Raw genomic sequence first — 26,028 nt, forward strand, 5'->3', positions numbered from 1 at the left:
ACTCATCGTGAGTAGCGGACGTGGGTCGTCCGGCCGGCCGCCGTCGCAGCGTCCCGAATGCTTCGCGCCCCCACCTCTGCACGTCTGGCGTGCCCGACTCTGCACCGGAACCCGTAAGCCGCCAACACCAACGAATGCCCCGGAGCGGGTGCGGTACGAGCCGCGTGGCTGGCCACCGCTGCCCGCATCCCAACCGAACGAGCGTTCCTCCTGACCGGCATAGACGACTTCCTGCACCGCCAAGGCGAGATCATCGACAGGGTGGGCTGGGCGGTAACTCTCGTCGTCCCCAGCGACGACGACCCCGACGACACCGCGCCCTTCGCCTACACCGTCGGGCTCACCGCACACGACTACCGGGAGCTGATCATCGCCGGACGGACCCGGCTACCTCGCAAGCCCTGCTCAACGACCTCGCGAGCAGGGCCTAGACAAGGCCGAGCATTTCCGTCACGGTCAGCGCATCGGCGACCTCATCGCCGGATACGACGCGGTCATCATCGACGGCGACCCGACCGAGCAGCTGCACCCGGGCGGCGCGATCGGCCGCTACGGCCGCGACCGCGTCCGCCTGCAGCAGGTTCTCTGGCCTGACCGGCACGGTCGCTTCCCCTGGGACACCGCCTACGCGTTTCCCTTCGCCGTGCAGCCGCTGATCGCGCGGCCGTAGACCTCGGCCCCCGTGGGGCCGGATGCGATGTCGCGTCCGGCCCCTCGCCGCGAGGTCCTTCGTCGCCGGAGCCGCCTGTCAATGACCGGCGCGAGGAAGAAGGTCGGTCCTTTTTGTCTTTGGGGCGTCTCTTCCCGGGGTTCCGTGGGTCGTGGAAGCGGTCGCGGTTGCTAGGTGCGGGCCCCTTCGGTGAGATCACCGGCGTGGTTCGCGTTGGCTGCCGGTGGTGTCTGCGGACGTGGCGGCCAGTACCGGCGCACGGTGCGTTCCGAGCGTCCGATACGCGCCGCGATCTCGGACGGATGCAGGTGGGGCTCCCGTCGGTGCCAGTAGGCAACGGCGGCGGCCGTCTCCCACGGCACCAGCTGGTCGCCGTTCGCCGCCGGCTCGCCGTTCACGGCGCTGGCAGCGGGCGGCCGCTGCACCCGGGCGTTGGCCACGTCGACCAGGTGGCGCTTTGGCCGGCGCTCACCGTCGTCGGCGTCATGTTGTGGGCGACGCTGCGGCGGGTCAGGGCACGGGACCGGATCGGCTGATGCCCTTGCGCCGGATGACGCGTCTGCAGGGCCCTCGTCTCGGCGGCCCGCTGATGCGGCGTGCGGCATGCGTGTCGTGGACGCAGGGCTGGGTGTGGCGGCCACAGGAGGCTGGGGGTGCTGTTCGGGTTGTCCCGCGCGGATCCGGGCGGTGAGCTCGACGAGGCTGACGCTGGCGACGATGACCAGGCCGTCAACGGAGATGGGCAGCAGGTAGGCGGCCCCTGCGCCGGTCTCGCCGTAGCGGGCGGCGACCCCGACGAGGTGCGAGTACGACACCCAGGTGGCGATGGCGGCGATAACGCTGGTGGCGGCGATGCGGATGATGCCGAGGGAGCGGCGGTGGTGCGGGACGCGGGAGATCAGCTCGACGGTGAGCAGCAGCGCCAGCGGCGGCCACGCGGCGATGATCTGGCTGATCGGGTTCGGTCGGGCGTGCAGCACGTTCGCGGCGACCGATGCGGCGACTCCGAGGGTGAGGGTTGCCCGTACTGCCCATCGCAGCCGCTTCAGGTGCACCACAGCCACATCAGTCGCGGCCTCGCTTGTCGAGTTGTCCGCGGTACGGGTGGTGGGGCTGGTCAGCGGGCTCATGAGCGTGCTCCCTGCGCTGCGGCCCGACCTTCTCGGCTGGCGGAGCGCAGCTTGGTGATGAGCTGGTCGGCCAGGGTGAGCGTGTCGTCGCTGGGCTCGGCGTCAATCTGGGCGAGCTGCCGTGTCACGGTTCGGCGTAGGGCCCGCACGCCGTCGATGTCGCCGAGGTGCGCGCGGGCGCGCATGGCCACCTGATACAGCTGCTCGGCGTAGGGGTGCTGGCCGATGGCGGCGTCGACGACGGCTAGCTGCTCGGCCGGTTGGCTGTCGAGTTCCTCGGTGAGGGCGACGGCCGCGTCGAGGGCTTGTTGCCGCACGGCTTCCCGGTGGGGCTCGATCCACTCGTAGTAGCAGCCGTCGGCGAGCGGTGCGCGGTAGGTGTCGACGGCGCGGCGCAGCGCCGCGACCCGTTCGGCTTTGCTGGTGGCGGTGTTGGCGGCGCGGAGGGCGGCGCGCATCCGCCACAGGTCCACGTCGAGGCGGTCGGGGTTGAGCTCGTAGCGATGGCGGGGGTGGGTGAGGTAGGTGCCGGGTCCGCCGTGGTGGCGCAGGACGCTGCGCAGGTCGGAGACGTAGGTGTGCAGCCGGTGGGTGGCTTTGCTCGCGGGTGCGTCGGGCAGCAGGTCGTCGAGGATCGCCTCGGTGGTGGCGGCGCCGTCGCGGGCGGCCAAGTATACCAGCAGTTCGAGGGATTTGGCGCGCAGGCTGCGCTGCGGGTCCGCGTGGGCGAGGGCGGGAGCACCGAGCACGGTGACCGCGACCGTGGTGAGGGCGCCGGTTTCGGGGACTGGTGGGGTGGAGCTGGTGGCCGGCGTGCTGGTGGTGGCGGCTTGGTCGAGGGCGTCAGAGTCGCCCGTGTCGAGCGCCTGGATCTCCTGGTGAACACCGTGTAGGGGTGCGTCGGCCGGCATCGCTGCTCGCTGATGCTGGTCCGCCAGCGGTGTTCGAGGGTCGGGCTGTGCGCCTGTGCGCGGTGTAGTGGGCGTGGGCTCGGTGGGAGCCGGGGAGGGCGCCTCGCCGGTGTGGGCCTCGGTCAGCACGGCGAGCAGATCGAGGGTTTCGGTGGGTTCGAGGACGGTGAGCCGGCCGATGTCGGCGCGGTGGGAGGCGTGGTCGCTGTCGGCGGGTGTGGTGGTGCCGTCCTGGTTGACGGTGACGGTGGTGCCGTCGGACCAGGGGCCGAGGAGCACGCCGTGGATGTCCAGGCGTTGCCCTTGGGTGAGGAGGGCGGCGACGCGGGGGCGCTCGCGCCGGTCTGGAGGGTGGGTGAGGAGCATGACCGGTGGGAGGGGCTCTTCGTAGGGGTCCGCGCGTAGGTCGGCGACGGTGGCGGTCTCGTGTTGGTCGATCAGTCGGGTGCGGTGCAGGGCCAGGGCTTCGAGGAGGTCCAGCGCGTCGTCGAGGGTGGGGGTGATCCTCAGCCGGGGTGTGCGGGGCACGGTGCCTGTGGTGGCGCCGAGCAGGGTCGCCGCAGTCGCTGCCGGTATCACGACGTGGGTGCGCGCGTGGGGATGTACGTCGGTGTCGGCGGCGAGGGCGGCGGTGAGGAAGCCTCGGGCGGCGGCGTCTGCGCCGGGTCCGGTCAGGCCCAGCCCGGCGGGCGGCCATACCGTCAGCGGCGCAGGCGCCGGCATGACCGGGCCGAAGGCGTGGCTGCTGTTGATCAGCGCGGAGGTGGCGTGTGAGGCAGTGGCCGAAGGATCGCGTGACGTCGCGCGCTGACTGCTCGAAGTGGTCTTGCCCAGGGTGCTGGCGCGGTCGAGATCGCCGACTGCAGCGTCCGCCGGCTCGTTGTGGTGGCCCGTTTCGCCCGGCATGGCGGGGGGATGGCGCAGCGCGCGGCGGATCTGCCCAATCAGCCGGGGCAAGGGGGCGAGGGTCTGCTTTTCCCAGCGCGGCGTGGTGGAGGGCTTGCCCGCGGTGTAGCGGCGCTGCCGGTGCGCCCAGACGAGGGCGGCGGCGGTGGTGATGGCCAGGGCGAGGCCCAGGCTTATCCAGCTACCGCTGGGCAGCACCACGCCTCGGTCGGGGCCGCTGGGGCGGGGTCCACGGTCCGCGGTCGGTCTGGAGGTAGGCGTGCTGGTGGTGTTGTCTGTGCTGGCGCAAGTGCCGGCGGTGGGTGTCGGTGCGTGGCTCGGCTCGATTGTGGGAGTGGTTGTAGTGGGTGGGGCCGGGTGCGGTGTCGAGGGCGGCGGGGCGGTTGTCGGTGCGGGGGCCGGGGTGTCGAGGTCCGGCTCATCCGGGGCCGGCGGTGGCGATTCGGTGCGGGGTCGGTGTTTGGTCGGTGGGGTGGCGTCGTCGGGCAGGGTGAGGGTCCAGCCGGGGTAGATGACGTTCGGGTTGCGCAGGGTGCCGCCGGTGTGGGTGAAGTGGCTTCCGCGGTTGAGGGCGAAGATTTCGGGCCAGCGGTCGGCGTCGCCGAGCCGCTCAGCGGCGATCTTGGAGAGGGTGTCCCCTCGCCTGACGGTGTGGGTGTGGGCACGGTTGGCCGGCATCAGAATCAGCTGTTGACTGCTGCTCACCTGGCGGGTCGCTGGGGCGGTGGTCGAAGCTTCCGGAGTCTGCGCGTCGCTGTCGTGCGTGGTTCCCGTTGCGGGGGCGGGGTGGGCGGGGGCGCCCGCGGTGGCGGTGGTGACGGCGGTGGCGCCGAGCAGTGCGGCGGTGAGGCCTTGGACGGGGCCGGGTAGATGTAGTGCGGGCAGCCAGCGCAGGCGGCGAGCCAGCGTCGTGTAGGCGCGGGTCAGGACGGTGGTTGCCAGGAGCAGCCACAGCATCACGGCGCCTGCTTCGGCCAGGAAAATGACGAAGTCGGTCGTCAACGGTTGGTGAATCCACTGCCGGAGCGCCGCCGGCGACGGTAGCCGAGGATGCCACACGCCGCTTGCGACGAGGATCGCGGCAACGACAAGGGTGGACATGATGGACGTGGCGGCGGCCGCGGCGTTCACTGCTCTGGACCTCACCTGACCTCCTCGCGTCGCTGGCTGCCACGCCACCGCTAGGCCGGATGCAGCGGCGAACGCGCCGCGAACGAGGGCCGCGGATGGCGGTGGGCTGGGAATGATCTGACGCTATGGCCGTGGCAATGGCGGTGCACCGGTGCGACGGCTGACAGCGCCTTACAAAACCTCACGCGCCCTTACAACCGCAGCTCAACGAGTCACGGCCCCTGCAATCGGTCGCTTCCGCAACGGGGTGGCTCGCGCTGCCGCGCTTCGATGTCTGGCCGGGTTGGCTAGTCGCCGGCGGAGGCGTTGCTGTGTTCGCGGGGCTGGCCGAGGGTGTCGCTGGGGTGCAGCCCGGCGATGCTGAGCCGGTGACGGTGGGCGTCGCGCAGCCGTTGTGCGGCGGCGTGGTCTCCCAGCGTGGTGAGGATGTCGATGGCCCGCTGGTGGAGGTTGTCGTTGTAGGGGTCGACGCGGATCCCGGCCTGCAGGAGCTCCACGGCGCGGCGGGGATCTTGTTGGGTCGACGCGGCGGCGGCGTAGGCGTCGAGGACGAGCCGGCGGGCGCCTTCGCGGGGCGGGTCGATCCAGGGCCAGGTATGGCCGGCGGCGAGGTTGCCGGTGTAGGCGTCGATCACGGCCTGCCACGCGCGGGCGGGGTCGGTGAGGGTGGTGGCGGCGTGGTGGGCGGCGGTGTGCAGCCGCCACAGGTCGACCTCAAGGTGCTCACTGCGCAGGCGATAGCGGTCGTCGGTGTGGTCGATGATCGAGAGATCCGAGGCGGCGCGGATGGCGGCGCGTAGCACGCTGAGGGTGGTGTAGAGGCGGTTGGTGACGGTGTGGGCGGCCAGGCCGGGCCAGATTGCCTGCACGAGTTGTGCGGTGGTGGCGCCGTGGCGGTGGACGGCGAGGAGGGTCAGGATCTGCACGGCGGCGCTGCGGCGGATGGTCACGGCCCGGCCGTCGATGAGCAGCGTGGGCTGGCCGAGGACCCGCAGCTCGACCGGCGGCTGCGCGGCAACGGGCGGGGTGGGCTGGGGCGTGCGGTCCTCGCCGGCTTGGCGGGGAATCCGGACCTCGGGCGGCTGCCGTCGCTGTTCGGGAACGGCTGTGCGGGGGGCGGTGCCTGCTTGCGGTGCGTGGCTTGGTGTGGGCGGGGCGATGACGGTGAGCAGGTCCATCGCGGCAACCCGGTCCAGGACGCACAGCCGGGGCCCTGCCTGCCCCGGCAGCCGCGCATTCACGGTCCGGCCGTGCTGGTCGACGCTCCACGTGGCGCCGAGCGGCCATGCGCCGAGGACGACCGCGGTTGCTCGGCCGGCGCCGAGCAGGGCCGCCAACCGTTCGGCGGCAGGCCCCGGCGGCGGCTCGGTGATCAGCACCAGCCGCGAAGCCTCCTCGTGCGTCGGCGGCGACGGGCCAGCCGTGTCAGGTGTGGGCGACGCGAGGGAGTCGATCAGCTCAACGGCGTGGGCCGCGGTCTCGGTGACCCGGAGGGCGGGGATGCTGTCGCAGACTGCGGTGGCGGCCGGCGGAAGCAGCGTGGTCAGGGCGGACCGGGTGATGACCACGCGGATGGCGTCGGGCGGATCGCGCAACGCCGCAAGCAGCGCGGTGACCAGCACTCCCCTGGCGGCGTCGGCCGCGCCGCCGCCGGCGAAGGCGATGCCCGTCGCAGGTAACGCGGCGATTGACGGCGGCGCGGTAGCCAGGGGCTGCTCGTCGGGCGACCGTTCGCTGGAGTCCTGGTCGGGGACGCAGACGGCTGCCTGGACGGCGGTGACGGCCGCCGGCAGCGGTGCCAGGTCGGGGTCGTCCTGGTCCGGAGACTCCCGCAGGCCGGGCTGGTAGCTGCGTCGGCGCCTCAGCCACACAAGTGTGGCCGCGGCGGCCACCTGGTCGGCCGTCTTCTGAGGCAGCCAGCCGCCCGGGATGGTGACGCCCTCCCCCGCGTGGACCTCGGGTGCCGGGTGCGCGTCGACGGCGTCGTGGTGGAGTGTGCCGGCGGAGACAGCGATGGGCTGGGCGGGCGGGGCTGTCGCGGTGGTGTTGGCCGCGGCGGTCAGGGCGGCGGCGCCAGCCATGCCGGTGGCGGTGGCTTGCAGGGGTGTCGGCAGCGGCAGGCGCCGCAGCCAGCGGGCGCCGGCACGCAGACGCCGTGCGGCGGTGACGATGACCGCGTATGCAACGAGCAGCCAGAGCAGCCATGCGAGGACCGTCAGCCCGGCGGTCAGCGTCTGGGTGGTCAGGGGTTGCGCGGCCCAGAGGCGGAGCTGCTGCAGGGTTGGCCAGGTGTGCAGCGGCGGGCCGACGAACCTCGCCAGCAGCCACGGCGGCATACCCAGAAGGAGCAGAGCGAAGGCGAGGGATGTGACCCTTCGCGGCTACCTCACCTCACCCACCTCCTGCAGGAGTTGACCTCTGCTGGGCGCGGTTGTCCGCGCCTCGGCCCGCCGCTCATCCAGCTGCGGGGCGGAGGAGGCGGGTCCACAGCTGGCGCAGCCACCATGCGGCCACGGCGATCGCGTAGATCGCCCCGAGGATTCCGGAGGCGGGCCACCCGACCAGCGCGGCGGTGATGACGGCGAGGGGTGCGCCGAGGATCAGCCGCAGGATGGGCTGGGAGACGACGGCCATGACGGTTCCGACACCGAGGAGCAGGCCACCGAGGCGACTGGCGAGGTCGATCCACAGGACCATGTTCGGCCAGCGGTCCGCGGTCAGGGAGTACTGGATGAGCATCATCCCCAGCCCGGCGGTGACCACGGAGCCGGTCGGGAACGCGAGTAGCTGCGACCAGCCGCCTTGGGGGATGCGCCACTGTCGGGCGGCGACGAGGGCCATCACCGCGGCCGCGGCGACGATCGGGGTGATCGGCAGCAGGGCCCAGCGCAGGAATCCGCCGGCGGGGTCGCCGATGTAGAGGCTGCCGACGACGGCGTACATGCCGCTGACCGCGACGCCGAGGGACGCCGATGCCAGGATGCCCGTGCCGGTCTGGGAGCCAGGGCTCACCGCCGGGTTGGTGCGGGCGGCGATCGTGGAGGCGAGGACGGTACCGGCGCCGAGGCTGGCGATCACCGCGAACACGGCGGCCACGGCCAGTTCACCCCAGTTCAGCAGCGCCCACTTATAGAGGTAGCTTCCGTTCCATTCGGGAGTCAGCAGGAACTGGGAGACCAGGCCGAGCGACATGAAGCCGGGTACCACGATCGCGGCGGCCCGTCGCAGGGGTGGCACCGGCTCCTCCGCCGGCAGCCCTGCGGCCGCTGCGGCGTCAGCGGCGCCTGCGTCGGCGGCTCCCCGGACGGCCGCCGTTGCAGGGTCCGCCACCACGGTCGGGGTGACACCGACGGTCTCGGTGAGCACCTTCTCCAGCAGGTGCATCCGGGCGACACCGCCGACGCAGTAGACACCGGCAAGGTCGTTGACCGCGATCTCGGCGGCGGCGATCGCCTCGCCCGCCAGCTGAGCGACACGCTGCAGCACGGGATGAGCGGCTTGCTCGAGGAGGTCGGTGTTGAGCACCGCGGCCTCGCCCTGGGGCAGCGGCACCGTCACCGCGACACGGTCGGCCAGCGCATGCTTCGCGGCGCCGACGCTGGCCAGCAAGGCCCACCGCTGCCCGTCGCCACCTCCCGGGCTGGTGTCGGCGAACATGGCGATGAGGGTCTCGTCGATCGCTGTCCCACCCGCGCTGGCGTCGGCGAGGGTAGCGAGGACCTCGAACCCGGCCGGCCCGCGCCGCATGACGCTCACCTCGGCCCCAGCGCCGACGTCACACACCACGATGTACGACCCCACCGGCAGCTGGACCCCGGTCGCCAGCAAATGTCCGGCAACGGCCACGGGGGCTTCGATCAGGCGGGGTTGGGGCAGGCCCGCCCGGTGCGCGGCGTGGCGCATCCACGTCCGCCGCCGCGGCCCCCACCCGGCCGGCACCACCAGCCGCACGTCCTCCACCACCGACCCGACCGCCCGCTGCGCCTCCGCGGCGACCCGACGCAGCGTCGCGGCGACCAGGTCCAAGGTGTCGACATCCGCGCCGGCAACGGCGAGCTGCTGCTCGGGGGAGCGCCGTGGGGCCGGGATGAACCGCTGCGGATCCGCGGCGGCGGCCTGCCATGCCTGGTGGCCGGTCAGCACGTCCCCGTCCCCGCCGACCAGCACGGCACTCGGCAGGGCTGGTTCACCGTCGAACATCAGCGGCAGCCACGTGCCGTCCGGCCACGCCAGCACCGCGGCTGTGCTCGTGCTACCGCAGTCGATCGCCAGCCGCGCCTCCCCCGCTCGCATAGACCTCAGTCAAACATGACGATCACATTCACGTCACCCACGAATTACTCACAGACACGGGCACCTGCCGCCCGCGATCCTCGCCTTCGCGGGGTCGAAGGCCGTGCGCGAAGCGATCACCAAGGTCGCGGACGAGGGCTTCTTCTTCGGGCTGCCCGCGATGTGTCTGGCCGAGGCAGCCCGCTCGGTCACCAACACCGACCGGCTGGACGCCCTGGTCAACCATCCGGCCGCGGCGGTTTTGACCGTTGACCCGCCCCAGTGGAAGGCCCCCGCCGCCGCCCACCGCGCGCTCGGCCGCCTCGGCACCGCGGCCGCGCAACTGGCTGCAGCAAGGAACGACTGCGGGGTTCTGGGCGGTCATCCTGGGCGCTAGCGGACGGAAATAGGGGATGTCTCGTAACCCGATATCCGTCCGCCCAGGACGTTCGCCGAAGCACCCGGCCGGGGTTGGACGAAGGTGCCTGGCAACTCGTCGAGGACCAGGTGTAAGCGGGGCCGAATCCTGGGGCCGGATCGCAGGCACGCCCTCACCAGACACTTGCAACGTGGTTGAGGTCAGCCGCCGGACGGGACCTGCCCTACAGTCGACGGCATTCGTCGACGAACCGCGCAGCTGGCCCCCACCGCGTCCACCAGTAAGGACCCCTCATGGACGAGAGCGACGGGATGACGTTCCGCGCGTCCGCCCGCCTCATGTTCGTGGTCATGCTGCTAATCAGCTTCCTGGCATGGGTCTTCGTCCAAGCCGTGTTCTCACTCGTCACCGGGCGGTTGCCGGCTGACCTGGCGCGCATCGCCCTGTCAGGTGTCCCCTACGCCGTCATCTTCAGCGGTCTCTGGCTCGTCCTGCACCGCAGGAACTGGTCATCGGTCCAAATCGCCGGCCCGGCGCTGACGCTCGTCGGGAAGGGGCGGGTGGCCGTCCTCCCGTGGCCGGCGATCCACTCGGCGACGGTCCGCCGTCCTGGGCCGCTCGCCGTGCTCCAGGTCACCCTCCGCCCCGGAGCGGTCGTGCCATCGGCCACGACGCTTCGTCCACGGATCCGTGCCGGTCAGCTTGCTTACACGGTCAACGTTGGCCTGCTTCGGCCCGCGGCGGGCGTCCTGCGTACCGAACTCGGCCGCCACCTGCCACAGGTCGCCTCCCCATCCTGATTCCCGCTCGCGACGTCACTCGGGCGACCACCCCCACAGCTGGCTCAGGCATGCCGGCCGTGGCTGCACACGGGTCGGGATCGCTGTTCGAACCACCACCAACCGGGGCAGTGCACGGCGGATATCGCCGCATCCGCGTCCGTCGCCGGCTCGGCGAGTGGCTCGGTGTCGCGCAGGCACGCCGGAAGCGACCAGCTCCAGGCTGACCGCCCGCATGACCCCCAGGGACAGGGCGGCCTTGCCGTCAGCGGCGGCCAGATGACCCGCCCGTCATCCGCTCTGCGAATTGCCGTAGCTTCGCCTGGGTGCTCGGCTTGGCCGCCTCGCGCCGCCCACGGTCAATCACCTTGCGCCCCTGCGGGCTGTTGAGAAATCCCTTGATCCGTTCGCCGACCGATGTCATCACCTGCCCCCTTCCAGTGCTCTGCTGCCTGGGGTTGTAAGGCCTTGCCTCATCGGCGTCTTACCCACAGACGCCCCGCCTATCAGCCTTCAAGGTGAGCCGATCATCAGAGCCGTCGCCGTGCTCCGACGTAGTCCCGCCGCCATGCCACCCTGATCGACGAGGTGAGGGGTCGGGGGCATGGCGGTCAGGCGCCACTGTATGAGTGCCTGTCCAGTGAGGCAATCGGGTGATGTAACGGTTTTATGGCTGGACGACGCATATACCCCGGATGCCGGGTGCGGGCGTCCGCACGGCGACAGGGGCGGGGACGCCCGACCCCTCCCCGACCCCCGGAGGGTGGTCCCGGCCCCTGTCGCCCCCGTTTCCAATGTCAGAACGGGGTCTCGCCTTTGCCGCGGATTTGGATGCGTCCGTTCTCCAGCTGATTCGTCCCCTCGGTGTGAAGGCGCCCTTTCGACCGTCCGGGAAGCGCAGACGACCACCGTCGTCTTGGAAGACCTGCCAGAGGGCATCGCCGTCGTCGGGCGTCTCATCGGCACGGGAGGCCGCCGTGGGTACGGTCGTCCGATGGTGCATGTGCCGTCCCTGCCCCAGCGTGACCGACTGCTGCTCGCGTCGCTATCCGGTGTCGCCGGCCGCTACGGCCACGGCACCGACGGGGACAAGCCCCGCGCCGAGGCGATCGCCGCCGTGCACGAGGTGACCACCGACCCGCGACTGCTGGGCATCCAGGCCGGTGTCGCCATGGCCGACCCGCACGGCATCAGCGGGCCGACCGTCGAGCTGCTGGAGGCAGCGGGCGCCGACATGCAGGTGGCCGCCGAACACGCCGCCGAGGTCCGCGCCCGGCTGGAGTCCCAGGGCACGCGCTACGACCAGCCCCCACAAGCCACCGGCCCCGAACCCACGGGGTCTACCGACCAGCCCAGGGAGGGCACCCAGTGAAGACACCTATCAGCAAACGGCTGGCCGTCCCCGCCATAGCGGGCCTGCTCGCAGCCGGCGGCGCAGTGCTCGCGGCCGTCGACGGGTCCGAGGTGGCAGCGGCCAAGCCCCGCGAAGTGGGCGCCGCGGCCACCGCCTACACCCGAGTCCAGACGGTCAACTTCCCCGGCAGCTCCGGGCTGCGTGACGTCACCGTGGCCTGCCCGGCCGGCCTGGTGGCCTTGTCCGGGGGCTGGCGGATGTCGGCCGGGCAGCCTGCGGGCAATCCTGCGCCCTACCAGTCCTACCCGCTGGCGTCGGAGGGCGGGATCCCCACCGCATGGGCGTTCCAGGTGGCGGACCCCGCAATGGAGCCGACCTCGATGGAGCTGTCTGTCGTCTGCGCCGGACCGGCCGCCGCCGCGCCGAGCCCGGCACCGACCACCGCCACGCCAAGCGTTTCCCCGTCGCCGACGCCGGCGCCTACCCGGACGCCGTCGCCGGTCCCCTCGCCGTCGGCACCGCCCTCGACGACCTCGGCCCCGGAGCCGCCGCCGACGGTCACTGCGACCGTTGCGCCCACGGGCATCGGCTGACAGGTCGCGAACGCCCCCGCGCTATTGGCGGGGGCGTTCGTCTGCCGTCAGACAGCGGGGGTCGCCTCGCCGCCCTTCCCCTTGGCCCACGCCTGCAACGTCTTCTCCCGCTGCACGGCGTTCTGTAGCTGCCGGATCAGCGCCTCCGCCCGGCTGGCCTGAATCACCAGGGTCTGCGGCCGGTCGGGGGCTTCGTCGACCTTCAGCGGAACGAGGATGCGCCCCTTGCCGGTCGGCTCCGCTTGCCCACTAATCCGCGCAGTCCAAGGCACCTTCGCCATGTTCCATCATCCTCGCCCGGTGCACACCGCAGTGACATCCTTCGCTGTGAAGTGTGCACCTAGTGCACGGGAACGACCAGCGCCGGGTGGAGGCGTCGACTGGACGGATTACCGCCTCCCCGTTTTCGGCTGGCGCCGGCGATCCCGCCACCACTGGCGGTTTTTCCCGGCCCGAGGACAAGCGCCAGCAGCCCCACGGCCAGCACGACAGCAGGCAGGAGCAGGCGCAGCGCGGCCACCGGCAAGTCGGGGAAATCCATAAGCGCTGCCTCCGCGCCAGTCCGGGGGTGTTCAGGTGTCGTCCCCCGGCCGCAGCTTTGTGGGCAGGTCGGGGGCCTCGCCGAACAGGTCGTCGATGATGGCCACTAGCGGCCGTGATTGCGGATGGCTGCCATGCAAGTCTGTCGATTAATGCCCGGCCTCTACGGTCGAGTCGGACAATCGAAACCATGCGGACACATTGGGCTCAGGGAGCGATCATGAGGCGCAGGAGCCACTCCAGCGTTCGGCAAGCGTTGATCCTTGCTTTCGGGGTGGGGGCGCTGACCGGGGCGACCGGCGCGCTGACGCTGCGACGTCGCAGGCAGGCGGGTGACATCCCGACGGCTGATGTCGTCGGCCAATTGGCAGAAACCGCCTTGCCGCCTCTTGACGGGCGTTCCGACGAACCCTCGCCGGGCTCGGTAAAGAGGCCAGCGGTGCAGCAAGGCTGACCCGGTCCCGCAGCATCATCCCGAACTTGGCCAACCACATCACCGTCCATGGCGTCGCTGGCCATTCCGGTACGCGAGAAATTGTGAGGGCACGTATGCCAGGCGATTCCAGCGGCACCTCTGGCGCTGCCTCGGCTGACACGCCGGTTGCTGAGTTGGTGCAGCGCGCCACCGAACAGATCACCCGGCTGGTCCGAGACGAGCTGACTATGGCCCGTGCGGAAATGACTGCGAAGGGCAAGAAAGCAGGCATGGGCGCCGGGTTGCTCGGCGGTGGCGCGATGCTCGGTTTCTACGGCGTTGGTGCGGTCGTCGCTGCGGTGGTGCTGACGCTGGGCGCGTTCATGCCGGACGCGCTGGCCGCTCTCATCGTCGCCGTCATCCTGTTCATCGCGGCAGCGGTAGTAGCCCGGCGTGGAAAGAAGCAGGTTACGAAAGCCATGCCGGCCACGCCGACGGCGACCAGGGACAGTGTGCAAGCAGACATCGAGACGGTACGCGGCGCGGCAGGTCGGAGGCGGCCATGAGCGCGGCGAGCCCGAGCGATCCGGACAAGGTTCGGCAGGACATCCAGCAGACGCGGGCGGAGCTGGGGGAAACCGTCGCCGCCCTGGCGGCTAAGACGGATGTCAAGGCCCGCCTCGGCGGCAAGGCCACCTCAGCAGCCGGTGTACTCCGGCAGCGCTTGACCACGGCCAGCCAGTCGGCGAAGACCTCGGCCACGCAGAGGTTCCGCACGGTGAGCCAGAAAGCCTCCCAGCGGGCCGCGGCCGCCAAGCAGAAGGCCGGTCAGGCCGTGGCCAAGGCGCGCGGCTCGGCCTCAGCCGGTGCCCAGACCACCGGCAAAACCGAGTCCACTGAGGTAACCTCCGCCCGTGCCATGAGAGCGAAGATGGGCACCGCAGTACGCACCACACCCGTGCCGGTCCTCGCGGCCGCCGGCGCCGCAGCCGCTCTCACCATCGTGGCCTACCGACGCCATCGGACGAGATGACCAGTGGGCCCGCGGCAACCCGTGAGGCACCTGGCCGGGCGAAGACGAACCCGTTGGCACGTGGAGGTGAACTTGCACCGCCTGGCGTACCCAGAGGGTCTACGTCGGCCAGCGCCGACATGCAGGTGGCCGTGGAGCACGCCGTCGAGGTGCGGCAGCGGTTCGAGGCCGCGGGGGCTTCATTCGTTCGTTGGGCCGGCCAGCGCCTCACGGTGCCCCGCTCGTCATGTCGAACGTCAGCCCGACGGAGCCGATCCAACCGACCGTCACAAGGTTGCCGTCGTTGATCGCCTCCGCTGCGATCAACCCCCGATAGTCCGGCTGGCCAGCCGCCGCGAGCAGGGCACCCCGAAGCTGCGCAGCATCGGCGAACGCCTCCTCCGGCGTCTCCCGGATCAACTTCGTGTTCGCGGTGATCTCGCTGTCCTCGGCGCCGAGGGCAAACCGCCAACTCATGTGGCTGGCGCCCCACGCCTTGATCGCTTCCTGCTCGTGGCGGGTCAGGGCCTGGTCACGAAGAACCTGATACACCGCGCCAACCTGCTCCCCATTCAACGCTGCCATGAGCCGGAAGGGTAGTCACTGCATACGACAGTTACCCGGGCCGGTTTCCCGGCCACACCTGGTTCACGCCGCCCGGCCTGCGGGCGTCCGACGGGCAGGGCACCTCGGACAGCCTCGGCCGTTCCGCGTCGACCCGCGGCGGGTGGCCGGTGAACGCGATGCCCAGAGATGGCGCAGCCGCCATCACTCACGGTACGCGTCCCTACGCGGCCGGGGATGGAGCCTCTGGTGGGCGGCCGGCAGCCTTCCAGGCGTCGGCGAGGGCGACTCCGAGCAGCACGACGGCAGCGGCGAAGGCGGCGAGCAGTGGCGGGCCGAAGTACAGCGGCGGCGCCAGCAGGGCCAGAACGCCGATGGCGACGAGTCGCCGTACCGCGAGCCGGTCGAAGACGCACCGTTCCAGCCGGATCCGGCCCAACAGGAACAGCGCCGGCCCGCCGAGGATCACCGCGAGCCAGGCCGCTTTGATTTGCCCGCCTGGGTGGGCCAGCACGTCTTCCGAGCCCGCTGCGATGAAGACGATGCCGAGCACCATGAGCACGTGGGCGGCGCCGATACGTCGGCCGAGTGCCGCCCGGTTCGACGACATCTCTACGGCCTCGGCCAGCACCTGGCCAGCGCGGTAGAAGTAGATCCGCCACAGCAGCACGGACGACAGGAATGTGATCACCAGGGCCGTGGTTTCCGCGAGGGAGCTGTGGTGGTGGTGGGTGTAGGTGAGGCCGATGGACACCACCGTCTCGCCGAGCGCGATCAGCAACAGTTGCTGGTACCGCTCGGGCAGGTGCCGGGTGCTGGCCATTGCCCACGGGCTGGTGGGCCATCGGCGTTTGCCAGGTATCGGCCAGTTGAACCGGGCCGCGACCAGGTCCATGGTGATGGCCACTGACCACAGGGCGACCCGGTAGGGCCCCTCGGTTACCGCCCCGGCGAGCCAGACGACGCCGGAGGCGGTGAACCAGACGGCCACGCGAGTGTAGAGGGCCCTTATCGCCCGGTGCTCCCTCAGCAGCGGCCGGAGCAGCAACGGGCGTCCGACCTGAAGCAACACGTATGGCACGGCGAAGGTGCCGCCGTGCGCGACGAACGCGTACGGCAGGGACGTCGACATGATCAGCAGGCCGAACGCGCTGACGAGGACCAGCACCTGAATACGCCCGCTGCGTGGACTGAACCGGCTGGTGATGTACGCGGTGGTTGTCCACAGCCACAGCAGCGGCAGGGCCAGCACGACCGTGTACAGCAGCGACAGCCAGCGCAGCCGCACGTCGTCGGAGAGCAGGTCCGGCACCACCCGGCTGACCACGCCGATCAGGGCGAAAACCAGCACCAGGTCGAAGAACAACTCCAGGAAGTTGGCCTGCCGGGACTCCTCCTCACCGCGCAGGATGTCCTGTGCCTGCGCCGACTCCGATGTTCGCCCCACCCGCCCATGCTCGCCGGACCACTCCCTGCTGGGCGGCGATTCGCCGGTTTCACCTAGGAGGCGAGGCCCTCGTACGTCTCATGGATGCGGCGGGCGACTTGTTCCGCCGCCGTCATCGCCCGTCCTGGCTGGCGCGGCTGCGAAGGCGTCGGCGGCGGGCAGGTCCCAGAACAGCGCGTTGCGCTGCCCCATCACTAGCGAGATCCGGCGCAGGAACGCGGCCTCCCGGCGGTGCGGGGTGTGCCCGAGCACCCCTACCGCGCCCGCGGCGACGGTCAGCTGCTGTTCGGGGGATCGGCGGGGTGCCGGGATGAACCGGTCCGGTTGCGTGGCGGCGTCCTGCCAGGCTCGCTGGCCGGTCAGCAGGTTGCCATCGGGGGCCAGGAACACCGCGCTGGGCAGCGCTGCTTGGCCAGGGGGCGGACCGCCGGAAGCCGCCAGCGTAGGTGCACAGCGGCCGGCCGAGCCTGACCCGAACAATGCGGGCGCTCACGACTTGAACCGATAGCCCACCGTCGATATCAACCAGTCCACACGATCCTCATCGGAGGAAATCATGAAGCCACCCACCACCCCGATGTCCGCACAAGCACAAGCCGTCGCCGACAGGTGGACACAGGCGGCGCTGTCCTGCGCACCCGCCGACCACGCGCGCGCCGAGGCCGCCGTCCGTCTGGCCTACCAGGCGGCAGGGCACCCCGAACCCTCCCGATTCCTCTGGTGCCCCTCTCCCCCCGCCGCCATGGAACAGCTGCACCGCGTCATCGGCGACGGACACCCGTCGCTGGTCACGTCGGTGCGGCGCGACAACCTCAACCGCTCCCTCGCCGCCGCGCGGGCGCCGATCTGGGAGCAGACCAGCGAACTCGACCGGTTCACCGCCCACGGGGACTTCCACCAGTTCATGGAGTGGACGGGCTACTACGGCGAACAGCGCTACGACGGCGTCGAAGCCCGCTACGACCTCATGGAGTACCCCTACCGCTGCAACCCGGTCACCGAACCCGAAGGCGCCGCCCTCGCACCCGTGCTGCACGCGGTGCGGCAGGTGTACGACCTCGTGCATGCGCCGATCTGGGCGAGCATCGACCGCGACATCACCGCGAGCTACACCCTGCTGCCCGCCAGGTTCTGGGACACCGAGAGCAGCATCGTCGACCAGGACGACGAAGGACACGCCGTCGTCCGCTACTGCCTGAACCCGCGCGACTGGTTCTTCGAACCAGCCTGGAACCTCTACCCCGACTGGCTCCTCCTCGCCACCATCGACACCTACCAGCAGCTACTCGAAACCACTCCCGATCCCGCCTGGGAAGGATGCAGGGAGCTGGCGCTGGCCGCAGGGCCGTGGTGGCCGTTCGCCGACGTCGCGGTCATAAGCGAGCACCCCACGTCCCTGCGGGTCAATGGGCAGGGCCAGTTGCACGGCGAGGGCGAGCCGGCGGTCGTCTGGCTCGACGGCAGCCAGACGTGGGCCCGCGACGGCAAGATCCTTCCGCCACCGTGACCAGCGGTCACAGACGGGCGAGCCGCTCTCGCCCCGATATCTCTGCTGACCGGGGACGTGCGGGGACGACGGGGCGGCCAGGCCCGCGCACCGGGCTTGGCCGCCCGCGTCACGTCGCGCACGGCTGCTGGATCAGCCGCGGGCGGGGTCAGGAGGCGCAGGTGTTGAGCATGCTCTGCAGGGCGGATTTCTCGGCCGACTGCAGGCTCAGCCCCCAGGTGTACTTCACGGTGATCCACATCTTGCTGTAGGTGCACCGGTAGGACGACAGCGGCGGCTGCCAGGTGGACGGGTCCTGGTCGCCCTTGGCCTGGTTGACGTTGTCGGTGACAGCGATCAACTGCGGGTGGCTCAGGTCGTTGGCGAAGCTCTGGCGCCGGCTGGTGGTCCATCCGTTGGCACCTGAGCGCCATGCCTCGGCGAGGGGCACGACGTGGTCGATGTCGACGTCGGAGGCAGCCGTCCAGGTCGCGCCGTCGTATGGGCTGTACCAGCGGCCCGACACGGCGGCGCAGCTGCTGTCGGTGACGGAGGTGCCGTCGCGCTTGAGGACGGTCTCGCGGGTGTTGCAGGTGCCGCTGATGGTGATCCAGTGGGGGAACAGGTCCCGGGAGTACCCGCTCGTCGAGCCTTCAGTTTTGACGGTGAGGGCGTTGAGCTGCGACTGGGCGGTCGCCTTGGACGGGATGCCGGGAGGCGTCGCCAGCGCTGGCGCAGCGTCGACGGCGAGTAGGTAGGTGCCGGCGAGGGCCACGGTAGCTACGGCGGTAGAGGCTCGCCGTAGTGAGGTTCGGGGGGACTGTCGGGTGACTGGCATGAAGGCCTCCTCGGCAGCGCGATGAACAGCGACCATCTCGGCCGAGCATGTCCATCGAAGGTCGCCTTTGTGAAGAGGGAAAGAGGCTTCTGCGAATACTGGCCCGGACCAGCCTCCCTGCGCCGCCCCCGTGGCCGGGCAGGCGTGTCTGTTACTGCTGGCGGGTTGGTGCGTGTCGGCATGGCGACGGAACGGCCAATCGCGGCTGCAGCGGCGTCTTAAAGTGCGACTCTCAGGCTGGTAGCACACGCTGGGAGCGACGGTGGCCAACGACCTGATCGTCATGACGTGGAACGTGGAGAACCTGTTCCGACCCGAGGCTGGCGACACGTCGGCGGCGGAAACGTACGCCGCGAAGCTCGCCTATCTCGCCGGACTCGTCTCCGGCACCGGCGCGGACGTGGTCGCCCTCCAGGAGATCGGCTCCCTGACAGCGGCCGAGGACCTCCGGGCAGCCCTCGGCGAGCCCTGGCAGGCGGTGGTGTCCGCCCATCCGGACGGCCGTGGCATCCGCGTGGCTGTCCTCGCCCGCCACGCCCTCACCGAGGAAGCGCAGATCGTCGCGCTGCCGCAGGCGGGGCTGCCGGCGGTCCCCGACGTTGACGGGGGGACCCTCACGCACCTGGGTCGCGGGGCGGTCCAGGTGCACGTCGACTGCGGCGGCCCCGGGTTGCGGCTGCTGACCGCTCATCTCAAGAGCAAGCTGCTCACCTACCCCGGCGGGCGGCGCTACCCCCGCACCGAAGACGAACGCGCCCGCGGCGTCGGCTACGCCCTGCTGCGCCGCGCCGCCGAGGCCGTCGCGCTGCGCGTGCACCTCAACGAGGTCCTTGCCGCGGCCGCCGTCGACGGGCAGCCGGGCAGCCGGGCATGCCGACGATCCTGTGCGGCGACCTCAACGACGGACCAGACGCCGTCACCACGGTGCTGCTTGAAGGCCCCGCGGACGGGGACGTCAACCGCCCGGACAAGGGCGACGCGGTCCGGCTGTACAACCTCGGCCGACGCCTACCGCCAGCCCGGGCCTACTCCCGCATCTACCAAGGCCGAGGGGAACTCATCGACCACATCCTCGCCACCCGCGACCTCCAACTACGGCTGGTCGGCATCGACTCGCTCGTTGACGACATCACCTCCATCGGCGCCTCCACCCGCAGCCGGGAAGCGGTCATCGTGCCGGATCACGCCCCTGTCATCGCTCGATTCACCAGCCCGTAGCGCAAAGGGGCGATCGGGCCAGGGTCGGCCAGTCATCGGGTCGGTCTCCCCCAAGTGTTTCGTCGCCCGGTAAGGAGAAGCGGCACGAAGAAACTGAGATATGTCGCTGGAGCAGACGCCCAATGGACCGCGGCGGGCCACGGTGAGATGACGACTGTGGGCACGTGCAGAAGGCGTTTCGCTACAGCCGACGAGCGTGCGGGCTGCCCCCACCCGTGAGCATCTGATCCGTAGCCTGGGTCGCTCTGTCCAGCTGTGTGTGGGAGGTTCGGCAACTACTGGTCGCGTCGCTCTGTCCGTTCGCTGCTGCGTCGGTCCGTCCAGGTCCGTTGCTGTCATTCGTTGCTGTCACCGCGACCGGCGGTTGCTGTCCGTTCAGCAAGCAGCTCGACTGCGACACCAGCACGTCAGTAGGCTGCGGCCGTGGTCGGGCCAGCAGAAGAAGACGGCGACCAGGTCCGAGTCCGCCACTTGCTGCCACGTCTGCCTCGCGACCCGACAAGGCCGCTCCCTGGCGGTGCCAGCCATCGAGAGTTGGAGGATCTCGCCATCCGGCTCGGCAGCGATCTTCCCGAGGAGCTAACCGCCTGGCTACGGACCTGCAAGGGCGCCGCAATCGGTCCAGGTCGGCTCTTTGGACACCGCCCGGGTACCGACTTCCTCGACATCGCCTCTCGCGCCGCCGAACATCCCGGATGGCGGCAGCTCGGCTGGCTCCCGATAGCCAGCGACGGCTTCGGGAACTTCTACATGCTGGTGACCCAGGGATCGCTCGCCGGGCACGTCGCTTTCGTCGAAGCCATCTCCGAACCGGACGAGATCACCTACGTGGCGGCCTCCAACCTCTGGAGCTTCCTGCGCTTCCTGTTCGAGAAGGAGCTCGGCGCGAAGGGCTGGCCGTTCGAACCGACCGTCATCCTGGCGGCCGACCCCGGCCTCGCCCAGTCCCCGCCGAACTTTTGCCATGGACCCATTGACCTCTTCGTGCGGAAGGAGCCGACCGAGTGGCTGCGGCGGCGAGCGCCGCATTACGAGATCAAGACGGGCGGCCCGGCGAGCAGCCCAGATGGGCTTTTACCAGCGGGAATGCTTCTCAACATCTCTCACCACTCCCCTGCCATCCGTGGCCCTCTTGCGGACCAGATGCGGACCGCTGGGCTGTCAGCGGCGGTCCGGGCTGGCATACGTTAGGAAGTGTGGATACAGCCGCGAGTCGTGGGCCACTAGGCTGCCTGGCCTGCGTCGCCGTGCCGGCGGCCATGTGCAGGAGCTGACCGCCGTTGACCCTCGGCTCCCGCGTCATCGGGCACGCAAGGGGCACGGCGGAAGGCTGCGAGTGGTTGCCAACCTAGCCCTCCGGGTAGAGGACGATCTATGGGCCTTCAAGACTGGTGGAACGTGTTGTTGGGCGTCGCCGGCCTGGTCTCAGCCGGTCGCGGTGTTCATTTGCTGCTGACGCGCCGCATGTCGGCTCTTGTGCGGAGGAGGTGGAGCCGACCAGTCGACGCCGGCATGTACTTCCTCTGCGGTGGGCTATGCCTCGTGTTGCTGGCGGCGGGGTACTTCGGTCGACTGACCGGCATCCTCGGACCCGCGGCTGGCTGGACACTGATGGCCTTGGCCTTCGCGTCATTGGCACTCGGTCTCATTAGGTACTGGCCACGCGGTGGCAGAAGTGATCAGGCCGAGGTGTGAGCTCCGGCCAGCGCTCCTTACCGAGCGTTAGCTTGGGAATTGTCGATCTCCCGCAGGCCACCGGCTCGGCGGCTTGGTCGCGGCAGTCTCTCGTGGTCTCGCCTGCCCCTGTCGTCCTCGTCCAATGGCACGCTAATGGCACGCCGGGTGCTCGACGGCGTCGGAGCTCACGTGCGCGACGGGTGCTGGATCGGCCGTCGCCAGATTGCTTCCCACTGGGTCCACTGTCCGGGGGCGGGTGGTGTGCGCTCGGTGCTGTGAGCTCTGATGGGAAGCAGCGCGAGCCATCCCTCGAACAGCTGGTGCAGTTCGTCGGCACTGAAGAAGTGGATGCTCAGGTCGTTCTTCGGTCCGGCGGTGTACCGCGCTGTGAATCCTCCGTCCGGGTGCTGCTCCGTGATCTCGTGCGCCGGCCACACGTCGGTGCCGGTGGCGTTGACTCGCACACACAACAGGCCGCCCGGTTCGACTCGCTGCTGTGCGGCCCGCACGTGCCGGTGCGCCTGCTCGCGGTTGCCGTGCTGGAACACCTGAATTCCGATGACGAGGGGCCAGGTGTGGCCGGCGGGCAGGGAGTCCAAGTCGCCATGCCAGAGTCGATCCGCGCGGTCGGGGCGGCGTTGCGCGAGCTGGTGGACCGCCTCGTCGGAGACGTCCAGGCCGAGAACGTCAATGCCGCCATCGACCAGCGGGAGGAGATTCCGGCCGTTGCCGCAGCCGACATACAGGCCTTCGGTGATGCCCTCCTTGGCGGCGGTCAGAAGGATGTCGTCAACGAACGCGACGGGCGCTTCATCGACGTACCGGCCCCGTCCGTACTCCTCGTTCCAGGCGTCAGAAGCGGACCTCAGCACACTCATAGCGCCACCTTGACAGATAGTCGTGGCCCAAGTGGCCCCCGTAGCGGGCTGTGTTGGCCTTCGGCGCTGCTGAAGGGCGGATCTCCTCGTCGGGCAGTCGTAGACCGTCCAGCCTCCCCGGACGGGGACAAGGTGGAGCGCCTCACCAGCCGAACCACCTTGGCCCCGTCCGGGGAGGCTGGTAGCCCTCGTGGTGCCCGGTGAGGTGATCCGCCCGGCCGATCTCCGAGGAGGGCCGGGGGTCGGGGCGGAGCCCCGAGGTCTTATAGGTCCCGGTCGTCCCGTCAGCGTGGCCGGCCGGCCCGGCCGATGCCGGCCGGAGGTCGCCAGCAGGCCGGGGCCGGGCCGGCGCGGCCCGCTTTGCGGGCCGCCTTGATCCCTAAGAGCGGAATTCCGCAGTGCGCGTAACAGCGTGCACAGCCCCGGACAAGGCCCGGCGATCATCCCGATACGCAGCAGGGCCGCGGGTTGCCGGCTAGGGCCTGGGCGGGACTATCGCACGGTCGTCTCGATGGGCGGCAGGAGGCCAAGTTGCGCAAGTTGGCCAGGTGATAGGTAGTCCACCGCCAGGCGGCGGGCTATGTAGTCGGAGAGCGATGACGCCACGGGGACTTCAGGGTCACCAGTCAGCCCGGATGGCTCGAAGCAGACGTTGATCATGCGGCAAACCACGTCGAAGACGGGTGTGCCGTACTGCAGGGCAAGCGAGGTGGTGATCGACAGAGACTCGCACAGGCCGGCGAGGGTCGATCCCTGCTTCGCGGCCTTGAGGAAGATCTCGCCTGGCCGGCCGTCTGGCAGCTCATTCACGGTGAGGGTGCCGGGCAGAGCGTCGAGTTGGAAGTCGTAGGTCCTTCCACGGCGTGTGCGTGACGGCTTTAGGCGGGCGTTCACGACGGCGGTCATGCACCGGATCTTAGTAGACATTGGCCGATGTTGTGGGTAACCGCGTCGCCTGCCGCAAGATGTAGTGTCAGGGATGCAACCTCCTCGCACCATGGTGGGTTCAAGGGGTGTGCGCAGGGAGCTCGGCGAGTTTTCGGATGCTGTCATGAACCCGAGGGTCTTGTGGGGGCGGGCCCTCGCTCGCGCACGCTGATGTGCGCGCCATGCCCGATAGGCGGAGCCATCGTGCCCGGCAGCCTCCACCGCTGTCAGAGCTTGGGCTGAAACGGTGAGGGCAGCATGTCGAACTGTGGCGGCGCCGGCGAACCTCAACACGTCGGCGAGGTCACCCCTGACGCTGCTGGCCACGGCCACGTGCAGGTGGAGCAGCCCCGGCAGCAGGCCACCGACATCCGGTCCCCGCAGAGTGAAGCTCACGCTGCGGGGACCCTCTGATTCTCGGTGGGCCACAGGCGGCGGGGGTGATCGGTCGAGCTCGGGCCCGGCCCTCGCCGATCACCTACCGTCGGAAAGGTGGAGGTGATGCTGCGCGGCGGGCCGGGTGACGGCCAGGTGGCGGCCGGCGGCGGCGAGACGGTCGTGTGGCAGGCCTGCCTGTACGAGATCACGCCGGAGTTCGCCCGCCGGGGCGGGCGTGATCTTCGGGTGTATCGGCACCGCCCGGACTGCTGCGAGCCCTACGGCCGAGGCGCGGAGGACCGCTGCGAGTAAGCCTCCGCTACGGGAGCGCGAGACACGCTCGCCATCCGAGCCGCCTACCTGATCGAACGTATGCACGATCGCGGGGTGCAGGAAGTGGTACGGCGGTGGTGGAACGGGGTCGTGCGCCACGAGGCGCTATCGGTCGAGTGGAGGTGGAAGACCTTCACCCGTCTGCTGTCGTAGCAGTGGGCGTGAAGCTGGAGGCAGCCTGACCGCGGGAACGCGCGGGAGGGTGGGAAGCGGCCTCGACAACGCCGGGATGGGTTGGTACTGCCAGACGGCCCAGGTTCGGCAAGCGAGACGGAAAGGTGTACGTGAGGAACCGACGTGTAACGCCTCTTAATTCCACCACCGGCTCAAATCTGGCGGATATGGGCCGGGATCGCGGACGAACCATCCGGGCTAGCGCCGTCCGGGTGGGCTCCACGGCGGGGTCGATCCCCTCGTCGTGGTGGTCGCGGGGAAGGTCTACGGCGTACCCGCAGCAGGCCGCAGGGGCAAAGTCGGGCACCTCCTCCGTCGATCGATCGGTGGTGAACGTGGGAACCATCGGGTGCGGACCCACCGCGACGCGGCCAGCGTGGCGGAGATGGGAGGGCACGTTGTCCTGCCGGGGCACCTCGATGGGGCGGAGTCCGCGTAGTAGTCCGAGGGCGGGAAAGCCGTCTGCATGGCGAAGGCGGGCAGCGGGCTCGCAGGGAGGGATTGTCATGCCAGGAGGTCGCTGGTGAATACCGGCGCGCCGTGGCCGAGTCTCGATGAGGCGTGGCGGCGGGTACTGGAGATTCAGACCAAGCTGCATCGATGGGCAGGCGAGGATCGGTCTCGCCGGTTTGATGATCTGTTCAACCTTGTCACCGATCCCGCGTTCCTGATGGTGGCGTGGGATCGGGTGCGGAGTAACACCGGCTCGCGCAGCGCTGGTGTGGACGGCTTGACCGCCCATCACCTTCAGGCGCTGGTCGGTGCGGAACCCTTCATGGGCATGATCCGGGAGGCGGTACGGTCGGGTGAGTTTCGGCCGCTTCCGGTGCGGGAGCGGTTGATCCCGAAGCCGGGCAGCCTCAAGAAGCGCCGGTTGGGGATCCCGACCGTCGCGGACCGGGTCGTGCAGGCGTCGCTGAAGCTGGTGCTGGAGCCGATCTTCGAGGCGGACTTCCATCCGTGCTCGTTCGGTTTCCGGCCCCGCCGACGCGCTCAGGACGCGATCGCCGACATCCATCTTCTGACATCCAAATCATATGAGTGGATCTTGGAAGCTGACATCGAGGCGTGCTTCGACTCGATCGACCACGCCGCGCTGATGGCGCGGGTGCGCCGACGCGTCGGGGACAAGCGCATGCTGAGCCTGGTGAAAGCGTTCCTCAAGGCCGGGATCCTCACCGAGACCGGCTCCCGCGAGGAAACGCACACCGGGACGCCGCAAGGAGGCATCCTGTCTCCGCTGTTGGCCAACATCGCCCTGTCCGTGCTGGACGACTTCGCCCAGCACACCTGGCAGACGGCGATGTCAACGAAGGGTCTGCGCGCGAAACGCCGCCGGCACGGCCAGCCGAACTGGCGGCTCGTTCGCTACGCAGACGACTTCGTCATCCTCGTACACGGCGAACGGCGTGACGCCGAACAGCTACGCGACGAGGTGGCGGTGGTCCTCGCCGGGATGGGCCTGCGCCTGTCTCCGCCGAAGACCATGGTGGTCCACATCGACGAGGGCTTCGACTTCCTCGGGTTCCGCATCCAGCGGCACCGGAAACGAGGCACGGGTCGGCGCTGCGTATACACATACCCGTCCAAGAAAGCGGTCACCGCGATCAAGGACAAGGTCCGCACGCTCACCCACAGCTCAGCACAAGCCGACCTGACCGCCCTGCTGGAACGCGTCAACGGCGTACTACGCGGGTGGAGCAACTACTTCAAGCACGGGGTGTCGAAACGGACCTTCAGCTACCTCGGCGCCTTCACCTGGCGCCGGACAGCGATCTGGATCCGCAAACGACACAAGGGCCTGACGTGGAAGCAACTCCGACGGCGCTTCATGGCCGGCGGATGGACGATCACCGACGGACAGCTCACCCTGTTCAACCCGGCCTCGGTCACCGTTTCCCGGTACCGACGCCGCAGCGTGATCACCAACCCCTGGACACCCCCGACAAGTCGCCTGACCCAGCCGACGTGAGTCCGTGGAGAGCCGGATGCAGCGAGAGTTGCACGTCCGGTTCG

25 protein-coding genes and 2 pseudogenes are annotated in these 26,028 nt (G+C 70.0%); 13 read left to right on the top strand and 14 right to left on the bottom strand.

Going from position 1 to position 26,028, the window contains the following annotated elements; translation table 11 throughout:
• Window positions 1–261: 261 nt before the first annotated feature.
• A pseudogene (locus ACQP12_RS22520) lies at window positions 262–324 on the top strand (DUF4262 domain-containing protein); the annotation flags it as partial.
• Between the two features lie 151 nt (window positions 325–475).
• Window positions 476–670 (top strand): DUF4262 domain-containing protein, encoded by a 195-nt coding sequence (locus ACQP12_RS22525; protein ID WP_433289377.1) that lies wholly within the window; start codon window positions 476–478, stop codon window positions 668–670.
• A gap of 170 nt (window positions 671–840) precedes the next feature.
• Here the strand turns inward: ACQP12_RS22525 and ACQP12_RS22530 are convergent, their stop codons facing one another.
• The 4 genes from ACQP12_RS22530 to ACQP12_RS22545 form a co-directional block, all read right to left on the bottom strand.
• The gene (locus ACQP12_RS22530) at window positions 841–1,800 is read right to left on the bottom strand and encodes a DUF2637 domain-containing protein (RefSeq protein ID WP_433281778.1); all 960 of its coding nucleotides are present in this window, start codon (window positions 1,798–1,800) and stop codon (window positions 841–843) included.
• Entirely contained in the window at window positions 1,797–4,748 is a 2,952-nt protein-coding gene (locus ACQP12_RS22535) for a BTAD domain-containing putative transcriptional regulator (RefSeq protein WP_433281780.1), read from the bottom strand. Before ACQP12_RS22535 ends, ACQP12_RS22530 begins: the two co-directional genes overlap by 4 nt.
• Before the next feature lie 287 nt (window positions 4,749–5,035).
• On the bottom strand, window positions 5,036–7,084 hold the full coding sequence (locus ACQP12_RS22540) for a hypothetical protein (RefSeq protein WP_433281782.1): 2,049 nt from the start codon (window positions 7,082–7,084) through the stop codon (window positions 5,036–5,038).
• A gap of 118 nt (window positions 7,085–7,202) precedes the next feature.
• Entirely contained in the window at window positions 7,203–9,041 is a 1,839-nt protein-coding gene (locus ACQP12_RS22545) for an Hsp70 family protein (protein ID WP_433281784.1), read from the bottom strand.
• A gap of 103 nt (window positions 9,042–9,144) precedes the next feature.
• Between ACQP12_RS22545 and ACQP12_RS22550 the strand changes: the two genes are divergently transcribed.
• Entirely contained in the window at window positions 9,145–9,417 is a 273-nt protein-coding gene (locus tag ACQP12_RS22550) for a hypothetical protein (protein ID WP_433281786.1), read from the top strand.
• Between the two features lie 275 nt (window positions 9,418–9,692).
• A complete protein-coding gene (locus ACQP12_RS22555; RefSeq protein WP_433281788.1) occupies window positions 9,693–10,199 on the top strand; it encodes a hypothetical protein in 507 nt (168 codons plus the stop codon).
• A 244-nt stretch (window positions 10,200–10,443) separates the two neighbouring features.
• On the opposite strand, the gene ACQP12_RS22560 is transcribed toward ACQP12_RS22555, so the two are convergent.
• Complete coding sequence (locus tag ACQP12_RS22560; RefSeq protein ID WP_433281791.1) at window positions 10,444–10,602, bottom strand: hypothetical protein; 159 nt, start codon at window positions 10,600–10,602, stop codon at window positions 10,444–10,446.
• A gap of 570 nt (window positions 10,603–11,172) precedes the next feature.
• On the opposite strand from ACQP12_RS22560, the gene ACQP12_RS22565 reads away from it, so the two are divergent.
• Complete coding sequence (locus ACQP12_RS22565) at window positions 11,173–11,550, top strand: hypothetical protein (protein WP_433281793.1); 378 nt, start codon at window positions 11,173–11,175, stop codon at window positions 11,548–11,550.
• A 283-nt stretch (window positions 11,551–11,833) separates the two neighbouring features.
• Here ACQP12_RS22565 and ACQP12_RS22570 read toward each other — a convergent pair whose 3' ends face one another.
• The 3 genes from ACQP12_RS22570 to ACQP12_RS22580 are packed head-to-tail and all read right to left on the bottom strand — an operon-like array spanning window position 11,834 to window position 12,666.
• Window positions 11,834–12,112, bottom strand: a complete 279-nt coding sequence (locus ACQP12_RS22570) for a hypothetical protein (RefSeq protein WP_433281795.1) — start codon at window positions 12,110–12,112, stop codon at window positions 11,834–11,836.
• A 60-nt stretch (window positions 12,113–12,172) separates the two neighbouring features.
• Window positions 12,173–12,406, bottom strand: coding sequence for a hypothetical protein (locus tag ACQP12_RS22575; RefSeq protein ID WP_433281797.1), 234 nt, complete (start codon window positions 12,404–12,406; stop codon window positions 12,173–12,175).
• 59 nt (window positions 12,407–12,465) lie between these two features.
• Complete coding sequence (locus ACQP12_RS22580) at window positions 12,466–12,666, bottom strand: hypothetical protein (protein ID WP_433281799.1); 201 nt, start codon at window positions 12,664–12,666, stop codon at window positions 12,466–12,468.
• A 548-nt stretch (window positions 12,667–13,214) separates the two neighbouring features.
• Here ACQP12_RS22580 and ACQP12_RS22585 point away from each other — a divergent pair.
• Window positions 13,215–13,646: a phage holin family protein gene (locus ACQP12_RS22585; protein WP_433289379.1), complete on the top strand. Its 432-nt coding sequence runs from the start codon at window positions 13,215–13,217 to the stop codon at window positions 13,644–13,646.
• The gene (locus ACQP12_RS22590) at window positions 13,643–14,113 is read left to right on the top strand and encodes a DUF3618 domain-containing protein (protein WP_433281802.1); all 471 of its coding nucleotides are present in this window, start codon (window positions 13,643–13,645) and stop codon (window positions 14,111–14,113) included. The genes ACQP12_RS22585 and ACQP12_RS22590 overlap by 4 nt, the downstream gene beginning before the upstream one ends.
• Window positions 14,114–14,320: 207 nt before the next feature.
• Here ACQP12_RS22590 and ACQP12_RS22595 read toward each other — a convergent pair whose 3' ends face one another.
• The 3 genes from ACQP12_RS22595 to ACQP12_RS22605 all read right to left on the bottom strand — a co-directional run bounded on the left by ACQP12_RS22595 (window position 14,321) and on the right by ACQP12_RS22605 (window position 16,493).
• Window positions 14,321–14,677 (bottom strand): hypothetical protein, encoded by a 357-nt coding sequence (locus ACQP12_RS22595; RefSeq protein ID WP_433281804.1) that lies wholly within the window; start codon window positions 14,675–14,677, stop codon window positions 14,321–14,323.
• Window positions 14,678–14,879: 202 nt separating this feature from the next.
• The gene (locus ACQP12_RS22600; protein WP_433281806.1) at window positions 14,880–16,103 is read right to left on the bottom strand and encodes a low temperature requirement protein A; all 1,224 of its coding nucleotides are present in this window, start codon (window positions 16,101–16,103) and stop codon (window positions 14,880–14,882) included.
• Window positions 16,104–16,181: 78 nt separating this feature from the next.
• Entirely contained in the window at window positions 16,182–16,493 is a 312-nt protein-coding gene (locus ACQP12_RS22605) for a hypothetical protein (RefSeq protein ID WP_433281808.1), read from the bottom strand.
• Between the two features lie 166 nt (window positions 16,494–16,659).
• On the opposite strand from ACQP12_RS22605, the gene ACQP12_RS22610 reads away from it, so the two are divergent.
• The gene (locus tag ACQP12_RS22610) at window positions 16,660–17,610 is read left to right on the top strand and encodes a DUF6745 domain-containing protein (RefSeq protein ID WP_433281810.1); all 951 of its coding nucleotides are present in this window, start codon (window positions 16,660–16,662) and stop codon (window positions 17,608–17,610) included.
• 148 nt (window positions 17,611–17,758) lie between these two features.
• Here the strand turns inward: ACQP12_RS22610 and ACQP12_RS22615 are convergent, their stop codons facing one another.
• On the bottom strand, window positions 17,759–18,427 hold the full coding sequence (locus ACQP12_RS22615) for an HNH endonuclease family protein (protein ID WP_433281811.1): 669 nt from the start codon (window positions 18,425–18,427) through the stop codon (window positions 17,759–17,761).
• Between the two features lie 283 nt (window positions 18,428–18,710).
• Between ACQP12_RS22615 and ACQP12_RS22620 the strand changes: the two are divergent.
• From ACQP12_RS22620 to ACQP12_RS22630, 3 genes and pseudogenes are all read left to right on the top strand, one after another.
• Window positions 18,711–18,959, top strand: a pseudogene (locus tag ACQP12_RS22620) (endonuclease/exonuclease/phosphatase family protein); the annotation flags it as partial.
• A gap of 122 nt (window positions 18,960–19,081) precedes the next feature.
• Window positions 19,082–19,645, top strand: a complete 564-nt coding sequence (locus ACQP12_RS22625; protein WP_433289381.1) for an endonuclease/exonuclease/phosphatase family protein — start codon at window positions 19,082–19,084, stop codon at window positions 19,643–19,645.
• A 423-nt stretch (window positions 19,646–20,068) separates the two neighbouring features.
• Window positions 20,069–20,836 carry an SMI1/KNR4 family protein gene (locus ACQP12_RS22630; RefSeq protein WP_433281813.1) on the top strand — a complete coding sequence of 256 codons (768 nt, stop codon included), beginning with the start codon at window positions 20,069–20,071 and terminating at the stop codon, window positions 20,834–20,836.
• Window positions 20,837–21,507: 671 nt separating this feature from the next.
• On the opposite strand, the gene ACQP12_RS22635 is transcribed toward ACQP12_RS22630, so the two are convergent.
• Both ACQP12_RS22635 and ACQP12_RS22640 read right to left on the bottom strand, forming a co-directional pair.
• Window positions 21,508–22,200: a class I SAM-dependent methyltransferase gene (locus ACQP12_RS22635; protein WP_433281815.1), complete on the bottom strand. Its 693-nt coding sequence runs from the start codon at window positions 22,198–22,200 to the stop codon at window positions 21,508–21,510.
• Between the two features lie 492 nt (window positions 22,201–22,692).
• On the bottom strand, window positions 22,693–23,106 hold the full coding sequence (locus ACQP12_RS22640) for a hypothetical protein (protein WP_433281818.1): 414 nt from the start codon (window positions 23,104–23,106) through the stop codon (window positions 22,693–22,695).
• 513 nt (window positions 23,107–23,619) lie between these two features.
• Between ACQP12_RS22640 and ACQP12_RS22645 the strand changes: the two genes are divergently transcribed.
• On the top strand, window positions 23,620–23,817 hold the full coding sequence (locus ACQP12_RS22645) for a hypothetical protein (protein WP_433281820.1): 198 nt from the start codon (window positions 23,620–23,622) through the stop codon (window positions 23,815–23,817).
• A gap of 718 nt (window positions 23,818–24,535) precedes the next feature.
• The gene (gene ltrA / locus ACQP12_RS22650) at window positions 24,536–25,984 is read left to right on the top strand and encodes a group II intron reverse transcriptase/maturase (RefSeq protein ID WP_433281822.1); all 1,449 of its coding nucleotides are present in this window, start codon (window positions 24,536–24,538) and stop codon (window positions 25,982–25,984) included.
• Window positions 25,985–26,028 lie beyond the last annotated feature (44 nt).

The sequence above is a fragment of the Micromonospora sp. CA-244673 genome, assembly GCF_050948395.1.
GTDB lineage: Bacteria > Actinomycetota > Actinomycetes > Mycobacteriales > Micromonosporaceae > Micromonospora.

Bases quoted from the DNA above. Each gene is read 5' to 3' on its own strand.
- ACQP12_RS22530 (WP_433281778.1), bottom strand. From the start codon at position 1,800: ATGAGCCCGCTGACCAGCCCCACCACCCGTACCGCGGACAACTCGACA.
- ACQP12_RS22540 (WP_433281782.1), bottom strand. From the start codon at position 7,084: ATGCCGCCGTGGCTGCTGGCGAGGTTCGTCGGCCCGCCGCTGCACACC.
- ACQP12_RS22545 (WP_433281784.1), bottom strand. From the start codon at position 9,041: ATGCGAGCGGGGGAGGCGCGGCTGGCGATCGACTGCGGTAGCACGAGC.
- ACQP12_RS22555 (WP_433281788.1), top strand. From the start codon at position 9,693: ATGGACGAGAGCGACGGGATGACGTTCCGCGCGTCCGCCCGCCTCATG.
- ACQP12_RS22560 (WP_433281791.1), bottom strand. From the start codon at position 10,602: ATGACATCGGTCGGCGAACGGATCAAGGGATTTCTCAACAGCCCGCAG.
- ACQP12_RS22565 (WP_433281793.1), top strand. From the start codon at position 11,173: ATGGTGCATGTGCCGTCCCTGCCCCAGCGTGACCGACTGCTGCTCGCG.
- ACQP12_RS22575 (WP_433281797.1), bottom strand. From the start codon at position 12,406: ATGGCGAAGGTGCCTTGGACTGCGCGGATTAGTGGGCAAGCGGAGCCG.
- ACQP12_RS22580 (WP_433281799.1), bottom strand. From the start codon at position 12,666: ATGGATTTCCCCGACTTGCCGGTGGCCGCGCTGCGCCTGCTCCTGCCT.
- ACQP12_RS22585 (WP_433289379.1), top strand. From the start codon at position 13,215: ATGCCAGGCGATTCCAGCGGCACCTCTGGCGCTGCCTCGGCTGACACG.
- ACQP12_RS22590 (WP_433281802.1), top strand. From the start codon at position 13,643: ATGAGCGCGGCGAGCCCGAGCGATCCGGACAAGGTTCGGCAGGACATC.
- ACQP12_RS22595 (WP_433281804.1), bottom strand. From the start codon at position 14,677: ATGGCAGCGTTGAATGGGGAGCAGGTTGGCGCGGTGTATCAGGTTCTT.
- ACQP12_RS22610 (WP_433281810.1), top strand. From the start codon at position 16,660: ATGAAGCCACCCACCACCCCGATGTCCGCACAAGCACAAGCCGTCGCC.
- ACQP12_RS22615 (WP_433281811.1), bottom strand. From the start codon at position 18,427: ATGCCAGTCACCCGACAGTCCCCCCGAACCTCACTACGGCGAGCCTCT.
- ACQP12_RS22635 (WP_433281815.1), bottom strand. From the start codon at position 22,200: ATGAGTGTGCTGAGGTCCGCTTCTGACGCCTGGAACGAGGAGTACGGA.
- ACQP12_RS22640 (WP_433281818.1), bottom strand. From the start codon at position 23,106: ATGACCGCCGTCGTGAACGCCCGCCTAAAGCCGTCACGCACACGCCGT.